Origin of the sequence: Mesorhizobium sp. 2RAF21 (genome assembly GCF_052115345.1) — a bacterium.
Lineage (GTDB): Bacteria > Pseudomonadota > Alphaproteobacteria > Rhizobiales > Rhizobiaceae > Mesorhizobium > Mesorhizobium terrae.
In genome coordinates, this window is record NZ_JBFRGM010000004.1 from 154,341 (window position 1) to 171,867 (window position 17,527).

Sequence of the window (17,527 nt, forward strand, 5' to 3'; positions counted from 1 at the left end):
GCTGTCGTGTTTCCATTTCGACAAGCTGTAGCGAGGCCGCTTCCGGGCGTCCAGCGCTTAGACGGCTATCGCGGGGTCCGGCCATAGCGTTTTCGCAATCTCGCAAAGACTGTCGCCGAGCACGCCCACCACCTGTTCGAGACGGTCGGGCCTGACGAGCAGGTCGTTGCGCACTTCGAGATAAAGGCAAGGCCGCTGCTGTTGCAGGCCGTGCCGGTTCAACGTGTAGCCGATCGCCTGGCGCCAATCGTAGGGTTCGTTGTCGCCCATCGTGAGGCCGGCGGCCTTGCTCTTCTCGCGAACCGTTTCCAGCATGGCCGAGACGAAGGGCGACGGCTCGCGCCACAGAATACCGATATCGACATCCCTCCGAACGCCGCCCATCACCGGCGTGAAGGAATGGATCGAGACGAGGGCCCTGCGGTCGACGGCGCCGTCGGCGATCGCCTGTTCCAGCGGCTCCCAGCCGACCTGCCGGCGTAGGTCACGATCTTCCTCGCTTACATCGAGGTTGCCCGGAACCGGGATGCCGCCGAGGTCTGGGCGCATGTGATCCCATTCGTCGACGGGTCGATTGTAGTCGAGGAAAAGCCGTGAATAGCGCGCGATCACCGCCGGCGCCACGAGGCGCTGCGATAGTCGCCGGGTCAATGCGTCGATGCCGATATCGACCGCGAAATGGGTTTCGAGAAAGGGCGCGGTGAGACCAAGGTCGCGCCACGGCGCCGGTACCTTGTTGCCGGCATGCTCGGCGATCAGCAAATAAGGGCTCGCCGCCTGCGGCAGCAGGCAGTCGACGGCTGCTGCCGCCAGCGCTGCTGCCTCGTGTCTTTCCAGGCGCATATCAGGCGATGACGGAGCGGACATGATAGGACTTCGCTGCCGTCGACTCGATAAGGCCAGCGCCGCCATTGGTGCGGCCCATGCCGGAGTTCTTGATACCGCCCCAGGGCAGATAGAGATCGGCGTGGTCGCAGCGGTTGAGGTAGACCGTGCCTGCCTCGACCTGGTCTAGCAGCGCCGTGCCGTGGTCGATGTCCTGCGTCCAGATCGAGGCGCTGAGGCCGTATTCGCTGTCGTTCATCAGGGCGATGGCCTGTTCGTCGCCATCCACGGCCTGCACGCAGGCGATCGGACCGAACAGTTCGTCGCGCATGATCTGCATGTGATGGTCGACGCCGACGAGCACTTCCGGCGCGACATAGGCGGCGCCGAGCAAGGCGGCCTTTTGCGCACCGGTTTCCGGCATCAGGCGCCGCGCGCCGGCGCGAACGGCCTGTTCGGCCATGCCGCGGATGGTCTCGGCAGCGGTCGCGCGCACCACCGGTCCCACCATCGGCTTGTCCTCGATCGGGTGGCCGATCGTCCATTTCGCAGTCTCCGCCACCAGCGCGTCGACAAAGCGGTCGTGGACGGCGCGGTCGACATAGATGCGCTCGACCGAACAGCAGGACTGGCCCGCATTGGAGTAGGTGCCTTCGGCGATCTGCGCCACCGTGGCCTCAAGATCGGCATCGGCGCGCACATAGGTCGGGTCCTTGCCGCCGAGTTCGAGATGCACCTGGGTGAACGTCCCGGCGGCGGCGGCGTGCACGCGCCTTCCGCCATTGACCGAGCCGATGAAATTGACCGCGTTGAAGGCGCCGGAAGCGATCAGCCGTTCGGCGTCGGCATGGTCTAGATGCAGGCTCTGGAACACGCCGTCGGGCCCGCCGGCGGCGCGGAAAGCTTCTTCAGCCACTTCGGCGATCAGCGGGGTCTGCGGCGAATGCTTGAAGATCACTACATTGCCGGCGGCGAGCGGCGCCGTCACCAGATAGCCGAGCATCGCCGTCGGATAGTTCCAGGCGCAGATCGAAAGATGAAGCCCGCCGGGGGCCGGGCGCACATAGCGGCGGATGGTGTCGTCGGAAGGGTAGGGTCGCTCGGCCAGCGTCTCGCCGGCGATGTCGGCCAGAAGTTGGCCGACCAGTGCCAGACGCGGCGTTTCGTCGGCCTGCCAGAGCGGGCGGCCGATCTGCCAGGCCACCATTTTGGCAAGCTCGGCGGAACGCGCCTTCATCTCCTCGCCGAACCTGAGCAGGATCGCCAGCCGCTCCGCCAGCGGCGTCCGTTGCCAGGGTTTTAGTGCCGCGCGCGCCTTGGCGAGCGTCGCCTCGATGGCGGCGCCGTCGGCATAGCTGCGCCGAGCATAGATGGAGCCGTCGACGGGAGATGTAACGGAAAAAGCCCGGATGTCGGTGCGCAGGTTCATGGTCTTGATATCCGCCGGATGGGAGGGTTCATGTCCGGTACGATATCGCTATTTTCCATTTTGGCAAATTTTTTCTATTCCGGCTTGATGGATTCAACACGCGCTCCTATTGTCCGCTTAACGGCGCACGGCCGACAGCAGAGGAGGGGGTATTAATGATCGAGTTCGATTTCACCGGTAGGCATGCGGTCGTTGCCGGTGCCGGCGGCGGCATGGGCGAGGCGATCGCGCTGGCGCTGCTTGAATCCGGTGCTGCGGTCACCGCCATCGACGTCAAGGAGCGCCCGGCGTCGCTGTCGGGCCATGGCGATCGATTGACCTATGCGCAGGGCAACCTCACAGACGAGGCCTTTGTCCGCGACGCGATCGGTTCGGCCGGAAAGGCGCGTGGCGGCGTCGACTATCTCGCCAATGTCGCCGGCGTGTTGTGGTTCGGCCGCGACAGGTCGGTGCTGGACATGGACCTCGACGTATGGGACCAGGTCTTCGACATCAACCTCAAATCCTTTGCCCACACCGCGCGGGCGGCAGTGCCGCTGATGCGCTCGACAGGCCGCGGCGGCGCGATGGTGCATTTCTCGACCATCCAGTGGTATCGCGGCGACCCGGCTCCCCAGGATGCCTACCAGGCCTCGAAGGCCGGCGTCTGCGCGCTGTCGAAGTCGCTGGCCATGCAACTGGCGGCCGAGCGCATCCGCTCCAACGCCATCTGCCCCGGCATGGCGCTGACGCCGCTGCAGGCGCGCTGGGACACCGAGGAAAAACGCCAGGCCGTCGCCAACTACGCGCCGCTCGGCCGCATCGGCACGCCGCAGGACATGGCCAGCGCGGCGCTGTTTCTGTTGTCGGACGCTGCAAGCTACATCACCGGTATCGAACTCGCCGTCGACGGCGGTTTGCTGATGCGGATGTGAGGGGTAAGAAGGCTAGGTAACCGCCGAAGACCCAGGCCCAGCCATGTCGCGAGCCGGTCCGACCAAATAGCGCGAACGATATCGGCCGGACTTTGCAGTCCGGCCGTTCGCATTACCACTTCACCCTGAACCCAAGCGAGCCCTTGATCGTGTTGCTGTCGCCGAAATGGGCGAGGCTGGTCGCGACGGAACCTTCGCCATAGATCGAATATTTGTCGTCGTTCCAGTTGTAAGAGCCGCCGAGGCCGATTTCGCCCCACAATCTGTCGGAGCGGTTCGAAAAATCGACGCTGGCGACGTCGACGCGGGTGCCCTGCAGGAATTCATAATGCAGATTGGTGAGGCCGTAGACATGGCTGCGGGTGAGTGTGCCGTTCTCCGCGGTCCATGAGTTTTCGCGATCGAGCGAAAGGCCCAGCCGGCCGCGCAGGCTGTCTCCGTCCTGAAGCGACACGCCGGCCCCGAACGGGTCGACGAAGCTGTCGAAGTTGACACGCGAATAGATCAGCTGTGCCTGCGGGGTCAGCGTCAGGCCTTCGCCGACCTGGAAGCGTTTTCCGGTCTCCAGCGACAAGGCGTAACCAAAACCGTCATTGCCGGAAGTCAGCGACCGGGCGGCGGTGAACGAAGCGAGATCGCTGTTGTACCAGGTCACTTGCGCCTGGCCGTCGACATAGAACCCGTCATTGCCGTACCAGGTCAACGTGCCGCCAAAGCCGTAGCCGTCGGTGGAGATGCTGCCATCGCCGCTGGGGGCGGTGACGTCGGTCTTGCCGTGGACATAATGCAGCGTGATGCCGCCGAGCAGTCGGCCCGCCTCGTTTTCCGCCACAAGCAAATCCAGACCGGCCTGCAGGCGGAAGATGTTCTGGTCGTAGCTGGCATTGCTGGTCGAGACCGCCGGATCGATGCTCGCATGCGAGCCTTCGCTGCGTCCCCAGAAGGCACGGTTCTCGGTATAGGTCGGATTGACGCCGTCCGGCGCCGGGTTCTGTGCCGGCGCGTCCGCGCCCTGCGCCACGACATTGGCGCCGGCATCGCTCCAGTAGCGGTTGCCGACGCGCTGCTGGAGGGTCGGCAGGCCGTTCATGGCCAGCAGATGTTGCGGATAGACCTCGTAGACCGGAACGCCCGGATTGTACTGGGGTTCAGGCTCAGGATCCGGACCCGGCGGGATGGGTGGGAAGGGTGGCGTCGGCTTCAGCTGCGAACGCAGATACCAGTCGCCGTCCGCCGGCGTCGACGACCCGCCCTGGAACAGGCGATAGGCATAGGCGCCGGCAACGATCGACGGGCTGCCATTGAAGGTGAAATCCCCGACCAGCGAGAACTTGCCGCTCGAAGCGCCGTCGATCTGAACAAGCTTGATGCCTTGCGCCGTCGGCGCGCCGAGACCACCCGCATTGATCACCTTCAACAGGCTGGAGCCGGTGCTGTCGCCATTGATCACCAGTTTGTCGGTTGGCGAATTGTCGCCGCCAAGCTGGGTGGCAAGCTGGACCGTGCCGCCATTGCCGAGATAGTTCCCGGCGACGGTGAGCGTCGTCCCGGTCTTGGTGCCGCCGAGATCGACCGTACCGGCATTGGCGAGCGAGGCCAGTGTCTGGTCGAGATCCTGCAACGCCAGGGTGCCGCCGGAAAGAACGGAGAAGGCGGAGGCCGCGCTGAAGATGTTGGCGGCGCCCGGGGCCAGCGTGCCGGCGGCGACCGTGGTCGGCCCGGTATAGGTGGAGACACCGGTCAGCGTCGTCACGCCGGAGCCGATCTGGCTTACGCCGCCCGATCCGGAAATGCCGTTGCCGAAGGAGAACGCGTCGGAGCGGTTGAAGGCGAGCGTGCCGTTGTTGGTGACATTGCCGGTGATGGAGCCGGAAGTGCCGCCATTGCCGAGCTGCAGCGTGCCGGCCGAAATCGTCGTGCCGCCGGCATAGGTGTTGGTTCCGGTGAGCACCGTGGTGCCGGTGCCGTTCTGCTGCGCCGCTCCAGTGCCGGAGATGACGCCGGCATAGGTAAACGTATCCGAACGGTTGAAGGCGAGCGTGGCGTTGTTGGTGACATTGCCGACGATCGAGCCGGAAGTGCCGCCATTGCCGAGCTGCAGCGTGCCGGCCGAGACCGTCGTGCCGCCGCTATAGGTGTTGGCGCCGGTCAGCGTCAGCGTGCCGGTTCCCGTCTTGGTGAGCGCACCGGCACCGGTGATGCCCTGGCCGACGGTTGACTGGAAGGCCTGCGTGTCGATGGTGCCGCCGGGCGCATTGAGAGTGATGGCACGTGGGGCTCCGATGTCGAAGCTGGCGCCGAGGCGCAGTGTGCCGCCAGTGAAGGTGAGCCCACCCGTCGTCGCGCCAAGATTGCCGTCGTTCGACACCTGCAGCACACCGCCATTGATGGCAGTGCCGCCGCTGTAGGTGTTGGCACCGTTGAGGATAAGCGTGCCGAGATCGGTCTTGACGAGCTGGGTTGCGCCATCGAGCACGGAATCGATTGTGGCGGTGTAACCAGCGCCGGCTGCGGTGCCGTCGCCAACCCTGATGGTGGAGGACGGTGAGCCAACAAGCGTCAACACACCGCCCTGGATGACATAGCCGCCGCTGGCGAACTGCATGCCGGTGGCGCGTACCGCGCCATTGCCGTTGTCGACCGCCACGGTACCTGGCGTTGCCATGAAAACGGCGAAACCGCTGTCCTGCCACGGAGCGTTGAGCGCGCCGCTCTGTTCCGTCCAATTGTCCTGTACACCCGCATTCTGCCAGGTGCCGTTGCCGCCATTGACCGCGCCGTTGTTCTTGGGGCCGGCATCGCCATCCCAGAAGGTCAGTTGGAGGCCGGCGGTGTTGACAAGGTTGACCTGTTGAGCAACCGAAGTCTGCACGAAGAAGGTGTTCGGCGGCGTGCCGGGCGGCAGGCTGGCGATGTCCAGCCCATGGTTGGTCAGCGCACCGTTATAGCTGATGACGCGATAGATGCCGGGATCGAAGGAGCCGCCGGGCGTCAGGTCGACGTTCAGCTTGCCGTCGAGCGTCAAATTGCCGCCGACCGTGGTGAGGTCGTTGAGCGGGCCGCCAACGACATTGGCCTGGCCAAAATTGTAATTGAGGTTGGAGGCCTGGTTGAGGTTGAGCGAACCCTTGATGTTCAAGGTGCCGGGGGTGGTACCGACATTGCCAGGCGCGAGCGTGCCGCCATCGAGCACTGTCACGTCGCCGCCGATGATGCCGGTACCGCCGATGGTGGCGCCCGTGTTGACTGTCGTTGCGCCCGTGGCGGCGGTCTGGTCGCCATTGACGATCAGCGTGCCGGCCGCCACCGTTGTTGTTCCGGTATAGCTGTTGGTTCCGGTGAGCGTGGTGACGCCCGAGCCGATCTGCTGGATCGCGCCCGCGCCCGAAATCACACCGCCGAAGGTGAAGGCGCTGGAGCGGTTGAAGGCGAGCGTGCCATTGTTGGTGACATCGCCGATAATGGAACCGGAGGTGCCGCCATTGCCGAGCTGCAGCGTGCCGGCCGAAATCGTCGTGCCGCCACTGTAGTTGCTGTCGCTGAGGAGCACGGTGGTGCCGGTGCCGTTCTGCTGGACGGCGCCGGTGCCGGAGATGACGCCGGGGAACGTCATCGTATCCGAGCGGTTGAAGGCGAGGGTGCCGTTGTTGGTGACATCGCCGAAAATGAAGCCGGAGGTGCCGCCATTGCCGATCTGCAGTGTGCCGGCCGAGATCGTCGTGCCGCCGCTGTAATTGTTGGCGTTGGTCAGCGTCAGCGTGCCGGCTCCCGTCTTGGTGAGCGAGCCGGCGCCGGCGATCGCCTGGCTGACCGTTGACTGGAAGGTCTGCGTGTCGATGGTGCCGCCCGGCGCATTCAGCGTAATGGCGCGACCGGTGTTGGGGTCGAAGCTGGCGCCGAGGCGCAGCGTGCCGCCATTGAAAGTCAGTCCGCCGCTGGCCGCGCCGAGATTGCCGTCGTTCGACACCTGCAGCACGCCGCCATTGATGGCGGTGCCGCCTGTATAGGTGTTGGCGCCGTTGAGCACCAACGTGCCGAGATCGGTCTTGACCAGCTGGGTCGTCCCGGCGAGCACGGAATTGATGGTGGCCGTATAGCCTGCGCCGGCTGCAGTGCCGTCACCGACCCTGATGGTCGAGGATGGCGAGCCGACCAGGGTCAGCACGCCGCCCTGGATGACATAGCCGTCGCTGGCGAACTGCATGCCGGCGGCGCGCACAGCGCCATTGCCGTTGTCGACCGCCACCGTGCCGGGCGTTGCCATGAAGACGGCGAAGGCGCTGTCGTTCCAGGGGGCGTTGACCGTGCCCGGCTGATCCGTCCAGTTGTCCAGGCCGCCGGCATTCTGCCAGGTGCCGTTGCCGCCATTGACCGCGCCATTGTTCTTCGGGCCGAGGGTGCCGTCCCAGAAATTGAGCTGCAGGCCCGCCGTGTTGACGAGGTTGACCTGTTTGGCCACCGAGGTCTGCACGAAGAAGGTGTTCGGCGGCGTGCCGGGCGGCAGGCTGGCGATGTCCAGCGTGTTGTTGGTCAACGCGCCGGTATAGTTGATGATGCGATAGATGCCGGGGTCGAACGAGCCGCCGGGCGTCAGGTTGACGTTCAGCTTGCCGTCGAGCGTCAGGTCGCCGCCGACCGTGGTGAGGTCGTTGAAGGGACCGCCGACGACATCGGCCTGGCCGAAATTGTAATTGAGGTTCGAGGTCTGGTTGAGCCCGAGCGAACCCTTGATCGTCAATGCCCCGGGCACCGTTCCGACATTGCCGGGTGCCAGCGTGGCACCGTTCGCCACAGTCACGCTGCCGCCAATGATGCCGGTGCCGCCGATGGTGGCGCCTGCATTGACCGTCGTCGCGCCCGTGGCGGCGGTCTGGTCGCCGTTGACGATCAACGTGCCGGCAGCGACGATGGTTGTTCCGGCGTAGCTGTTGGTGCCGGTGAGCGTGGTGATGCCCGAGCCGATCTGCTGGACCGCGCCGCTGCCGGAAATGGTGTTGCCGAAGGTGAACGCATCGGACCGGTTGAAGGTCAGCGTGCCGTTGTTGGTGACATTGCCGAGAACCGAGCCGGAAGCACCGCCATTGCCGAGCTGCAACGTGCCGGCCGAGATCGTCGTGCCGCCGCTGTAAGTGCTGGCGCCGGTCAGCGTCAGCGTGCCACTTCCCGCCTTGGTGAACGCGCCGGCGCCGGTGATCGGCTGGCTGACCGTCGACTGGAAGCCTTGCGTGTCGATGGTGCCGCCAGGCGTGTTGAGGGTAATCGCCCGGCCGTTGTTCAGGTCGAAACTGCTGTTGAGCTGCAGCGTGCCGCCATTGAAGGTGATGCCGCCGGACGCAGCACCTAGATTGCCGTCGTTGGAAACCCGGACCACGCCGCCATTGATGACCGTGCCGCTGGCGTAGCTGTTGGCCCCGTTGAGGACAAGCGTGCCGGAACCGGCCTTGGTGAGGGAGCCGGAGCCGGTGATGCCCTGATTGACTGTCGACTGGAAACCTTGAGTGTCGATGGTTCCGCCGGCCGAATTCAGCGTGACGGCACGGTTGTTCGCGAGATCGAAGCTGCTGTTCAGCTGCAGCGTGCCACCATTGAAGGTGAGCCCACCGGAGGCGGCACCCAGCGCATTGTCGGCGGCAGCCGCCACCGTCCCCTGGTTGATCGAAAGCCCGCCCAGAAAGGTGTTGCCGGCGGGTGCCGCGGGCGTCAGCGTCAAAACGCCGGCGCCCAGCTTGACCACTGAGCCCGCGCCGGTGATCTGGCCGGTATAGGTGCCGTTGTCGGTCTGGGTGAAACGTACCAGCCCGTCATTCTGGACATTGTTGACGTTGGCGGAGGCCGGCGTCTTTGTCGGCAGGCTTTGCGCCCGCGCCTCGAGGATGCCGGTCGGATTGACGACCAGGTTGCCGGTGTAGCCGGCATTGTTCCCGGTCAGCGCCAGCACGCCGTTCTTGACCGTGACGATGGTGAAGCCGCTCAGGCTGCCGGATACGGTCCACTGACCAAGTCCGTCCTTGGTCAGCGTGCTGAAATTGGTGATGCTGCCGGGCAGCGTGTCGTTCGATCCCGCCGCACCCTGCAAGGTGAGATTGTTGACGCCGCCACCGCCATTGATGCCGCCGGACGCGGTCGACCCGGCCTCGAAGATGAGATCGTCATTGCCGCCGCTGAAGGAGAGGTTGCCGAGGATCTTCGCGCCGGTGCGGTTGTAAAAGGTGATGCCGGAATTGCCGCTGCTGCCCATCACGGCACCGCCGCCGACCCTCTGGATCGTGCCGTAGTTGTCGACGACGTTCTTGGCGCCCGTGAAGCTGTCCTCGAACCAGATCGCCGCACTGTTGGTGGCCTGGATCAGCCCGTAGTTGAGGATGGTGTTGCCGAAGCCGGTCGGGTTGATCGCTTCGGAGTTGGTCGATGTGCCGGAGGCGATGATGGAGCCGCCGCTGTTGATGGTGAGTGTGCTGTTGCTCCTGAACTCGACCGTGTTGTTGCCGGTGCCTGCCGTGCCGCCGCCATTGGGGGTGTTGGCGGTGTTGCTGACCGTCCCGTTGACGGTAATGTTGGCGTTGTCGCCGAGGCTGATGGCGTTGTTGTTGGTGGTGTTGACGGTCGCGCCGCTGTTGACCGTAATAGTGCGGTTGCTGTCGCTCTGACCGGTTCCGACGCGCGTCGTGTAGGGATTGGGGCTGGTCGTGTCGCAAGTGGTGACGCCGCCGGTGGTCGTGCAGTTCGCCAAGGCTTCAGTCGGGACGAGCAAAACGCCCGAAGACAGTCCCGCAATACCGCTCAAGAATGTTGTCGACCAGATGACCCGGTGCCGAACGCGCCTCATGGATGTTCCTTCAACCTGTGGTGAGTCCCTGCCAAGGAACTATTAGCCACGAGGTGAAAGGCAAGCAATGTTTAAATGTAGAAAAAGTATAGGTTATTTAAGTTTAGAAAACTCTATATTAGTGATAAATAACATTTTTATGTACTAATATTGATACTTAATATCGTTCGTCGCCGACATCTTCAGATTCAACCTTTTGGTGTATTTTGGCTGGCGAAGTTTGACATGCTGTCCGCAGATGCTCCGGACAACCCTCTATCGACCTTTATCTAAATCGACGCGTTTGCTTGCACCTCCCTTGCGGGTGGCGGCGACAGGAAAATGGCCCGCGGCTCTAGAGAGCTGCGGGCCGTAAATCATGTAGCGAACTTAGAAATCGCGCTCGAAGCGGAGGAAGCCGCCGACTGAACCCTTGCCGTTGGCGATGTAGCCAATCTTGCTGGTGTAGACGAGTTCAGGCGTCACATAGAAACCGGGTACCACCTCGCGCGAGACATTCGCCACGGCGACGAATTCCTTGCCGGCGTCATAGGCCAACTGCATGTTGAGGCTGGTCTTTTCATTGACCTTGGCCGTACCGCCGCCCCAAACCGCCCATGAGCCTTCCCAGTTGCCGTAGTAGTTCGGCACGTTCTTGTCGGACTTGTAGCCGGCCATCGCCCACAGCGTGACCATGTCGGTGACCTTGACGTCGACGCGCGCCTTGCCCGCCCACACCTCGTTGACGCTGTCATAGGCAGCGACGGCCATCGCGCGGCCCCAGCCTTGCGTGAGTGACACGCCGCCGACGACATGCGGCACGTAGTTGTCGATCGTGTAGCCGCCGGCACCCTGTTCGAGGGCGACGGTCGCGGCAAAGCCGTTGCCGCCCGTGTAGGTGTATGAGATCTGGTTGGTGCGGAACGGACCGTAGCCGAGCAGCCAGTCATTGATGACGTTGCCGGCATAGTCGGTCAATGTGGTGAAGACGGAATCGGTCATGCCCACCCGGAACCCGCCGAGCTGCATGTAGACGTGGTTGATGTAGAGGTTGTCGGCGACCGGCGAGCCGAACGTATTGTAGTTCCAGATCGAACCATTGGTGTCGCGGTCGAAATTGATCTGGGCATAGGCCCGGAGTTCGCCGAGTTCCGTCTGGCTGCGCGCGTCCGTCTTCAAGGCGAACCGAGCGCGCTTGTAGTAGGTGTCGCCGAGACCGTCGCCGTCGACATCCGAACCCAGATTTTTGCCGACGCCGATGTCGTAGCGAACATAACCGCTAAGGCGCAGACAGGTTTCCGTGCCGGGGATGTAGAAGAACCCGACGCCGTAAACGTCGCAGATCTTCACAAACTCCGCCGGCTCGGGTTCGGCAATGACCGTCGGGTCGGCCGCATAGGCGCTGCCGATGCCTGCCGTCGACGCGGCAAGCGCGGCCAACATTAGAGATTTTCTCATTTCCCACCTTTTCAATTCGAGTTTGCCGGACCGGTTCTCGGTGCGGTCGAATTGATCTGCGGGCAGGGGATTTTCCGGCGGCGAACACGAAGTTTACATATCTGCAAGACTGGGCTTGGGTTTTGCCGTGGCGATGCAGGTGTTGCCGGCTCGCCACATAATTTGCCGGCTTCCGACGGTTCGTTTTCGCAGACGGGTTTGCGGGACGAAGAGGTTGATCACCTGTCGCCTGTCACGTTTGCGGATTTGTATATTCCATCTCAAACAGGCTCAAAGCCACGGTCGTAGATAGGGGCGTCTCAATGACGATGCATTGCCAAATGCGTGCCTAACTATCCGCCCGTGTGCCTGACCTCCACGGGCGGATTTTTTTCGCCCGATCCTAGGATGCTTTCGAAAAAGCGATCGAGACCACGAGGCCCGGTCTGTTGTCCGTCAGTGTTATGACCGCGCCATGCATGTCCGAGATCGCCTTGACGAGGCTAAGCCCAAGCCCGGTGCCTTCGGTCGTCCGGCTTTTCTCCAGGCGATAGAAGCGCTTGAAGACCTTGTCTCGCTCTTCCTCTGGAATTCCCGGGCCGTTGTCGCTGACGATGAGGATGAGGGCGTCCGCTTCGGCGGCAACACCGATGACGATCCGCGCGCCTTGCGGCGTGTGGCGCATCGCGTTGACGAGAAGATTGACGCACATCTGCTTGAGCAGGTCGATATCGCCCCACACCCATGACGGGACGTCGTGATGATCGTCGCTCAGGTCTAGCAGCCGGCCGGCGTCGACGGCGATATCGCGATAGATGTCGTGGATATCGCTGACAAGCTCGGCAAGATTGACCTGGGCAAATCGCGACCGGCGCGCACCGGATTCGATCTGGGATATGCGCAGCAATCCTTCGAAAGTGCCGGTGATGCGGGTGACTTCCTCCATCGCCTTTTCAAGAAGCGGTCTCGTGGCCGAGTGATCGCCGCATTCCAGCGCGGTTTCCAGCGTCAGAAACAGCCTGCCTATCGGTGTCTTGAGGTCATGGGCGATGTCGGTGGTGACTTGCGTCATGGCGGCGACACTGGCCTGCAGTTGCCCGAGCGCGTCGTTCACCTCCATCGCCAACGTATCGATGTCATCGCGGCGCGAGGAAACCGGCAGGCGTCTGGAGAGCTCGCCGGCGCCAACGGCTTTCATTGCCTGGGACAGCCGGCCGATTCGTCGGCGCGTGCGAAATGCCAGCACGGCGCCGCCGCCAAGGCCGGCAGCCAGGACGATGGCCGTCGCCCAGCCGAAGCTGACCAGCGCGATCCGGCGCAACCGGTTGGTGTCGTCGTAGCTTATGCCAACCGTCAAATCGTAGTTGCCAAGGGCCTTTCGGTAGAGCCGGTAGTTGGCGAGGGGCCGATTGTGGCTTGTCGGAGCGCGCGTGGAAAAGCCGGGCGGCACATCGGCCATATCGATGTTGCCGGCCAGAACGACATTGTCGGCGTCCTTCAGCGTATAAAGCGTTTCCTGGCCGCGGATGGCCGGACCATGGCTCTGCACCATGGCGACCGCACCGTCGATGCCGCTTGTGTCGTAAGCCGAGGCTATTTCCCTGAAGCGCTCCGTGACATTGGCGTCGAGGCGCTCGTAGAGATAGGTGGCGACCATGTTGTAGCCCACCACATTGGCGCCGAGGAAAGAGAGCAGGAACAACAAGGTGTAGAAGGCGGCGAGCCGGAGCGACGTGCTCCGCGCAATGCTAGCGCTGGCCATGGATGCTGTAGCCGGTGTTGCGGGTGTTGTGCAGCAGCGGCGGGTTGAATGGCTTGTCGATCTTGGCGCGCAGCCGGCTGATATGCGTCTCCACGACCGTGCTCTGCGGATCGAAATTGAAGTTCCAGATGCGCTCCAGCAGCATCGTCTTGGTCAGGATGCGGCCTTCATTGCGCATGAGGAGTTCGAGCAGGGCGAACTCGCGCGGTAAAAGTTCGATTATCGTGCCGCCCCGGTGCGCCAGCCGGCTGTACAGGTCGAGTTCCAGATCGGCGACGCGCAACTTCGCCTTTTCGGCGGCGATAGGCGGGCGACGGTTCAGCGCATTGATGCGTGCCAGGAGTTCGGAGAACGCGAAGGGTTTCACGAGATAGTCGTCTGCTCCCGCCTCGAGACCTTCGACGCGATCGTTGACCCCGCCCATGGAGGTCAGGAAAATGACCGGCACCTTGCCACCGGCGCCGCGCAAGCCCCGAACCAGCGACAACCCGTCGAGCCCCGGCAGCATGCGATCAACGATCGCCACATCGTATGGCTCCCGCAATCCCACCAGCAACGCATCGCGTCCGTCCTTCAGCACGTCAGTGACGTGACCGGAGGATTTTAGGCCATTTTCAATATACTGGCTGATCTGCTCATCATCTTCGACTAGGAGAATTCTCATTGCAAAGGCTCTCATCTGGCCTGGGTTACCCGGGCGTGGATGACCTCGAAATTAGGTGGGCTGCCGGCGGAGCCAGAACAGCCCTGTCTCAATGAAACCTTGGACCGGCGGGTGTTCCCGCTCGACGCCGTCTGCGGTGGCGCTGCCGTGCCGGCGTTGGCGCCGGGGCTGTATTCCCGGCTAGAAACGCCGAGAACCAACGGCACGAACTTTCGCCGAGTGTTCGGAGACGGATTTCGTCATGTTCTGCATTTCCTACGCATCTGCCACATTTGCGTCATCGCGGGTCTTCGCCCGGGAGGCGATTCCGATGACGGCCCCCGGCTTCCGGGATAACTGTGTTCAATCTGGGTCGCCAGATTGGCGGATTCTGGTTTGCGATCACGGATTGGTGACGGCCGTTTGATGTGGCCTGCATCAGCGGGCGACCTCCGGTGGAGGGTGATATCAACAGGAACGTCGCGGGCATTCCGCGATTTCCAATGAACGACATTCGGGAGCAATCCGCCGGCTGGCCGCCTGCGGATTGCTCCCATGCGTTGGAACGGCGCCGTGGGAGGATACGGGCCGAATGTCACGGCGACCGTTATCGGCCCGCCCAACTGTCGCGCTGGCGCGGGCTCATGCCGAGCCACCAGGACGGCTTGGTGATCTCGACACGATTGTACCGGCTGTTGGCCTTTTCGATGTCGCCATTGGCGAGAACCCTGTAGGAAACATCGGGATTGGAGGTCGACTTCGCCGTGTCGCCGCTCGATCCATGACCTTGCAGTATCTTGTCGACGCCATTGCTTGTGGGGTTCGATCCGCTGTTGGCAAGCGCGCTCGAGGTCATCGCAGCCGCGATAAGCAGCGCATATACGACGGTGGTTTTCATGGTCAGTCCTCTTTTCGAAGGCGGGCGTCTTGGGAGCCCGACGATCAGAGGCTAGGCGTGCGACCTCACAGTCCCTTTCCGCCCGACTTACAATTTTGTGATTCTCGTTTCGGCGAATTGCCGGAGTTTGTTTGGCGTCATTCCTGACGGGCAGTCTTGCGCTTGACGCGCCGACGGATCGTCTCCAAAAGTCGCGCCATATCCGGCTTGACTGCGATTCGTGCGAGACCCGCACGTATGGAAAACCAGCGGATGATTTCTGCCAGCATGAGACCTATACAAAAATGTATAAAGAAACTTGTTGGCCCGCACCGGACCAGGCCTGTACTTTTTGTTCCGCGGCCTTGTACGCCGATGTCCGTACCTCAGTGTTGAGGTGAGAAGTCGGGATCGCTGGAACCACGCCTGATGACAGTTCGCCAAGCCATTGTGAGCGTCTCGCGTTGCCTTTTTCCCTTGATGGCAAGGGCGGGCAGGGCGTTGGCGATTGCGCTCATGGTGGTGGCGGTTGCCGTGACCAGCACGGGCTGGAGTGCCGCCGCCGGGCTGCCGACGACTGGCGGGATAGCAGCCACGCAATCATCCGCTGGTGATCACCACGCAGCAGGTGCGCATGATCATGGCGCTGGCCAACAGGCCGCTGACCGCGATGCCTGCCAGGACGGTGCGCAAGGCTGTGGCGGTTCGCATCACCAGCCGCAGGATCTGGCGCAGACCTGCTGTGCCATGGCCTGTCATACCGCGATCCTTTCCTTTGCATGCGTCGAGCCGGTCAGTTTTGCGACCTGGCAGGTCGAGCATCGCCAGCCGACCGACGAGCTGGAAGGTGCCGCCACCGTGCGGCTCGAACGCCCACCCCGGCTGGCCCGCGCCTGAGGCGTCGGCGCAGAACCGGGTCATCGCGCACTAGGCGGACATTTCCCCGCATCTAGAGCCATTCCCTGATTTCTCATCGACCTTGACGAGCGTCCCAACGACGCTCGCGCAGGATCGCGCGCCGATTTGCTGCGGCCTGTTCGGTGTTCTCACGGCACCGGACCCGTTGCAGCGCCTCCTGTCGATCGGTGCATGGCCACGTCGGACTTCTGGTCCGCGGGGCCGGCGCGAACCCATTCATCTTCGTTGTTGAGGAAAATTCATGAGGTCTCTCTTCATGATGGCGCCTGCCATCATCCTGTCAGCCTGCACGGCCTTGCCCGAGGTCGGCGCTGGAGCGTCGCCTGCTGACGCCGGCGTCCCCGTGCCGCCCGTGCGCTATACGCCGGTGCTTGCCGGCACCACCGACTACCGGCCGGTCTCCCCGAAATCCTGGGCCGGCAGCAACCGACAGGTCGCCCCCAAGGAGAAAGGCAAATGACCGTGCCCATCTCCCTTGTCGCTTCCAATCCGCCCGCAGGCCAACGTATTTCGTGGCAATTCGCCAGGCTGGGCGGTATCAGCCTGCTTGCTCTGACACTCGCTGGCTGCGCTTCCTTCACCAAGGATGGTGGCATGTCGCCGGTCGGCGCGCAGGTGTCGTCGGCACTCGGCGCCAACGCAGTGAAGATCGCTTCGAAGGCCGACGCCCAGGCGGCCAACGCTCGCGTCAAGGCACTTCTGGCCAAGCCGTTGTCAGCCGACAGCGCCGTCCAGGTGGCTCTGCTCGGCAACAGAAACCTGCAAGCCGAATACAATACGCTCGGCATATCCGAAGCGGCCTTCGTCGAAGCCAGCCTGCCGCCCAATCCGAGCATTTCGCTCGGTGGCACGCTGCGGGAAGGATCGCTCGAAATCGAACGGCGCGTTGTCGGCTCGCTGCTGTCCTTGCTCACCCTGCCGGCGCGCAAGGCGATCGCCGAGAAGGAATTCGAGGCGGCGCGTTACCGCGCGGTCGAAGCGACGTTCCGCCAGGCCGCCAATGCCCGCAAGGCTTACTACAAGGCCGTCGCCGCCCGACATCGCGTTGCCTATCTCGAGCGCGCGCGCGCTTCAGCCGATGCGGCGGCGGACCTCACCCGCAAACTGGGCGAGACCGGTGCCGCCACCAAGCTCGACCAGGCGCGGGCAGGGGCCTTCAACGCGGAGACGTCGAGCCAGCTTGCTACGGCCAGGCTGGAAGCAGGCGTCACGCGCGAAGCGCTGACGCGTGAACTCGGCCTGTGGGGCGCCGATGCGGCCTACAAGATCCCGGACAGGCTACCTGGCCTGCCGAAGAAACTGCAGACATCCGATCAGGCCGAGACGGAGGCGATCCGCAAGCGTGTCGATCTGATCGCGGCGCGGTTGGAGCTGGATGCGCTGGCCCGCCAGCTGAAACTCGACAACGCGACGCGATACGTCTCGGCCTTCCAGCTCGCCGGCTTCGCCAATTTCGAGCGCACGAAGAACGATCACGGCGAGGTCGAGAAGGATTATCCGAAGGGTGGGGTGCTCGACCTCGAACTGGAGATCCCGATCTTCGATCTGGGCGAGACCACCAGGCGGCGCAATGCCGAGACCTACATGCAAGCGGTCAACCGCTTCGCGGCAAAGGCCGTGAACATCCGGTCCGAGGCGCGCGCGGCACTTCTTGCCTATCGCGCCGCCAACGATATCGCCCGCCAATACCGCGGCAGCATCATTCCGCTGCGCAAGGTGATCTCGGAAGAGGCCCAGCTTCAATACAACGGCATGCTGATCGACGTGTTCGAGCTTTTGACGACCACGCGCGAGGGCATCGAGACCAATGTCGCGGCCATCGAGGCGCAACGCGACGCCTTGCTCGCCGGCGTCGACTACCAGAGCGCCATCATCGGCGGCGGTTCGGGAGGCGGCGATGAGTGACCCCAAGGAGAA

General features: G+C 63.4%; 13 protein-coding genes. 4 read left to right on the forward strand and 9 right to left on the reverse strand.

Annotated elements, in window-relative coordinates:
* Positions 1 to 57: 57 nt before the first annotated feature.
* Together AB4136_RS08190 and AB4136_RS08195 are read right to left on the reverse strand one after the other, a co-directional pair.
* Positions 58 to 867, reverse strand: a complete 810-nt coding sequence (locus tag AB4136_RS08190) for an N-formylglutamate amidohydrolase (RefSeq protein ID WP_161773042.1) — start codon at positions 865 to 867, stop codon at positions 58 to 60.
* On the reverse strand, positions 845 to 2,254 hold the full coding sequence (locus AB4136_RS08195; protein WP_024924603.1) for an aldehyde dehydrogenase family protein: 1,410 nt from the start codon (positions 2,252 to 2,254) through the stop codon (positions 845 to 847). Before AB4136_RS08195 ends, AB4136_RS08190 begins: the two co-directional genes overlap by 23 nt.
* A gap of 155 nt (positions 2,255 to 2,409) precedes the next feature.
* On the opposite strand from AB4136_RS08195, the gene AB4136_RS08200 reads away from it, so the two are divergent.
* Complete coding sequence (locus AB4136_RS08200) at positions 2,410 to 3,168, forward strand: SDR family NAD(P)-dependent oxidoreductase (RefSeq protein ID WP_024924604.1); 759 nt, start codon at positions 2,410 to 2,412, stop codon at positions 3,166 to 3,168.
* Positions 3,169 to 3,280: 112 nt separating this feature from the next.
* Here the strand turns inward: AB4136_RS08200 and AB4136_RS08205 are convergent, their stop codons facing one another.
* From AB4136_RS08205 to AB4136_RS08235, 7 genes are all read right to left on the reverse strand, one after another.
* On the reverse strand, positions 3,281 to 9,952 hold the full coding sequence (locus tag AB4136_RS08205; RefSeq protein WP_441931025.1) for an autotransporter outer membrane beta-barrel domain-containing protein: 6,672 nt from the start codon (positions 9,950 to 9,952) through the stop codon (positions 3,281 to 3,283).
* Between the two features lie 411 nt (positions 9,953 to 10,363).
* Complete coding sequence (locus AB4136_RS08210; protein ID WP_137900531.1) at positions 10,364 to 11,431, reverse strand: porin; 1,068 nt, start codon at positions 11,429 to 11,431, stop codon at positions 10,364 to 10,366.
* A 382-nt stretch (positions 11,432 to 11,813) separates the two neighbouring features.
* Complete coding sequence (locus AB4136_RS08215) at positions 11,814 to 13,172, reverse strand: sensor histidine kinase (RefSeq protein WP_137900532.1); 1,359 nt, start codon at positions 13,170 to 13,172, stop codon at positions 11,814 to 11,816.
* On the reverse strand, positions 13,159 to 13,836 hold the full coding sequence (locus AB4136_RS08220; RefSeq protein ID WP_024924608.1) for a response regulator: 678 nt from the start codon (positions 13,834 to 13,836) through the stop codon (positions 13,159 to 13,161). The genes AB4136_RS08215 and AB4136_RS08220 overlap by 14 nt, the downstream gene beginning before the upstream one ends.
* A 586-nt stretch (positions 13,837 to 14,422) precedes the next feature.
* Positions 14,423 to 14,713, reverse strand: coding sequence for a hypothetical protein (locus AB4136_RS08225; RefSeq protein ID WP_441931028.1), 291 nt, complete (start codon positions 14,711 to 14,713; stop codon positions 14,423 to 14,425).
* Between the two features lie 365 nt (positions 14,714 to 15,078).
* The gene (locus tag AB4136_RS08230; protein ID WP_137900533.1) at positions 15,079 to 15,288 is read right to left on the reverse strand and encodes a hypothetical protein; all 210 of its coding nucleotides are present in this window, start codon (positions 15,286 to 15,288) and stop codon (positions 15,079 to 15,081) included.
* A 4-nt stretch (positions 15,289 to 15,292) separates the two neighbouring features.
* Entirely contained in the window at positions 15,293 to 15,451 is a 159-nt protein-coding gene (locus tag AB4136_RS08235; RefSeq protein ID WP_441931030.1) for a hypothetical protein, read from the reverse strand.
* On the opposite strand from AB4136_RS08235, the gene AB4136_RS08240 reads away from it, so the two are divergent.
* The 3 genes from AB4136_RS08240 (at position 15,440) to AB4136_RS08250 (ending at position 17,515) form a co-directional block, all read left to right on the forward strand.
* Positions 15,440 to 15,589, forward strand: coding sequence for a hypothetical protein (locus tag AB4136_RS08240; protein ID WP_441931032.1), 150 nt, complete (start codon positions 15,440 to 15,442; stop codon positions 15,587 to 15,589). The genes AB4136_RS08235 and AB4136_RS08240 overlap by 12 nt on opposite strands.
* 262 nt (positions 15,590 to 15,851) lie before the next feature.
* Positions 15,852 to 16,070: a hypothetical protein gene (locus AB4136_RS08245; RefSeq protein WP_137900534.1), complete on the forward strand. Its 219-nt coding sequence runs from the start codon at positions 15,852 to 15,854 to the stop codon at positions 16,068 to 16,070.
* Positions 16,067 to 17,515, forward strand: a complete 1,449-nt coding sequence (locus AB4136_RS08250) for a TolC family protein (protein ID WP_137900535.1) — start codon at positions 16,067 to 16,069, stop codon at positions 17,513 to 17,515. Before AB4136_RS08245 ends, AB4136_RS08250 begins: the two co-directional genes overlap by 4 nt.
* Positions 17,516 to 17,527 lie beyond the last annotated feature (12 nt).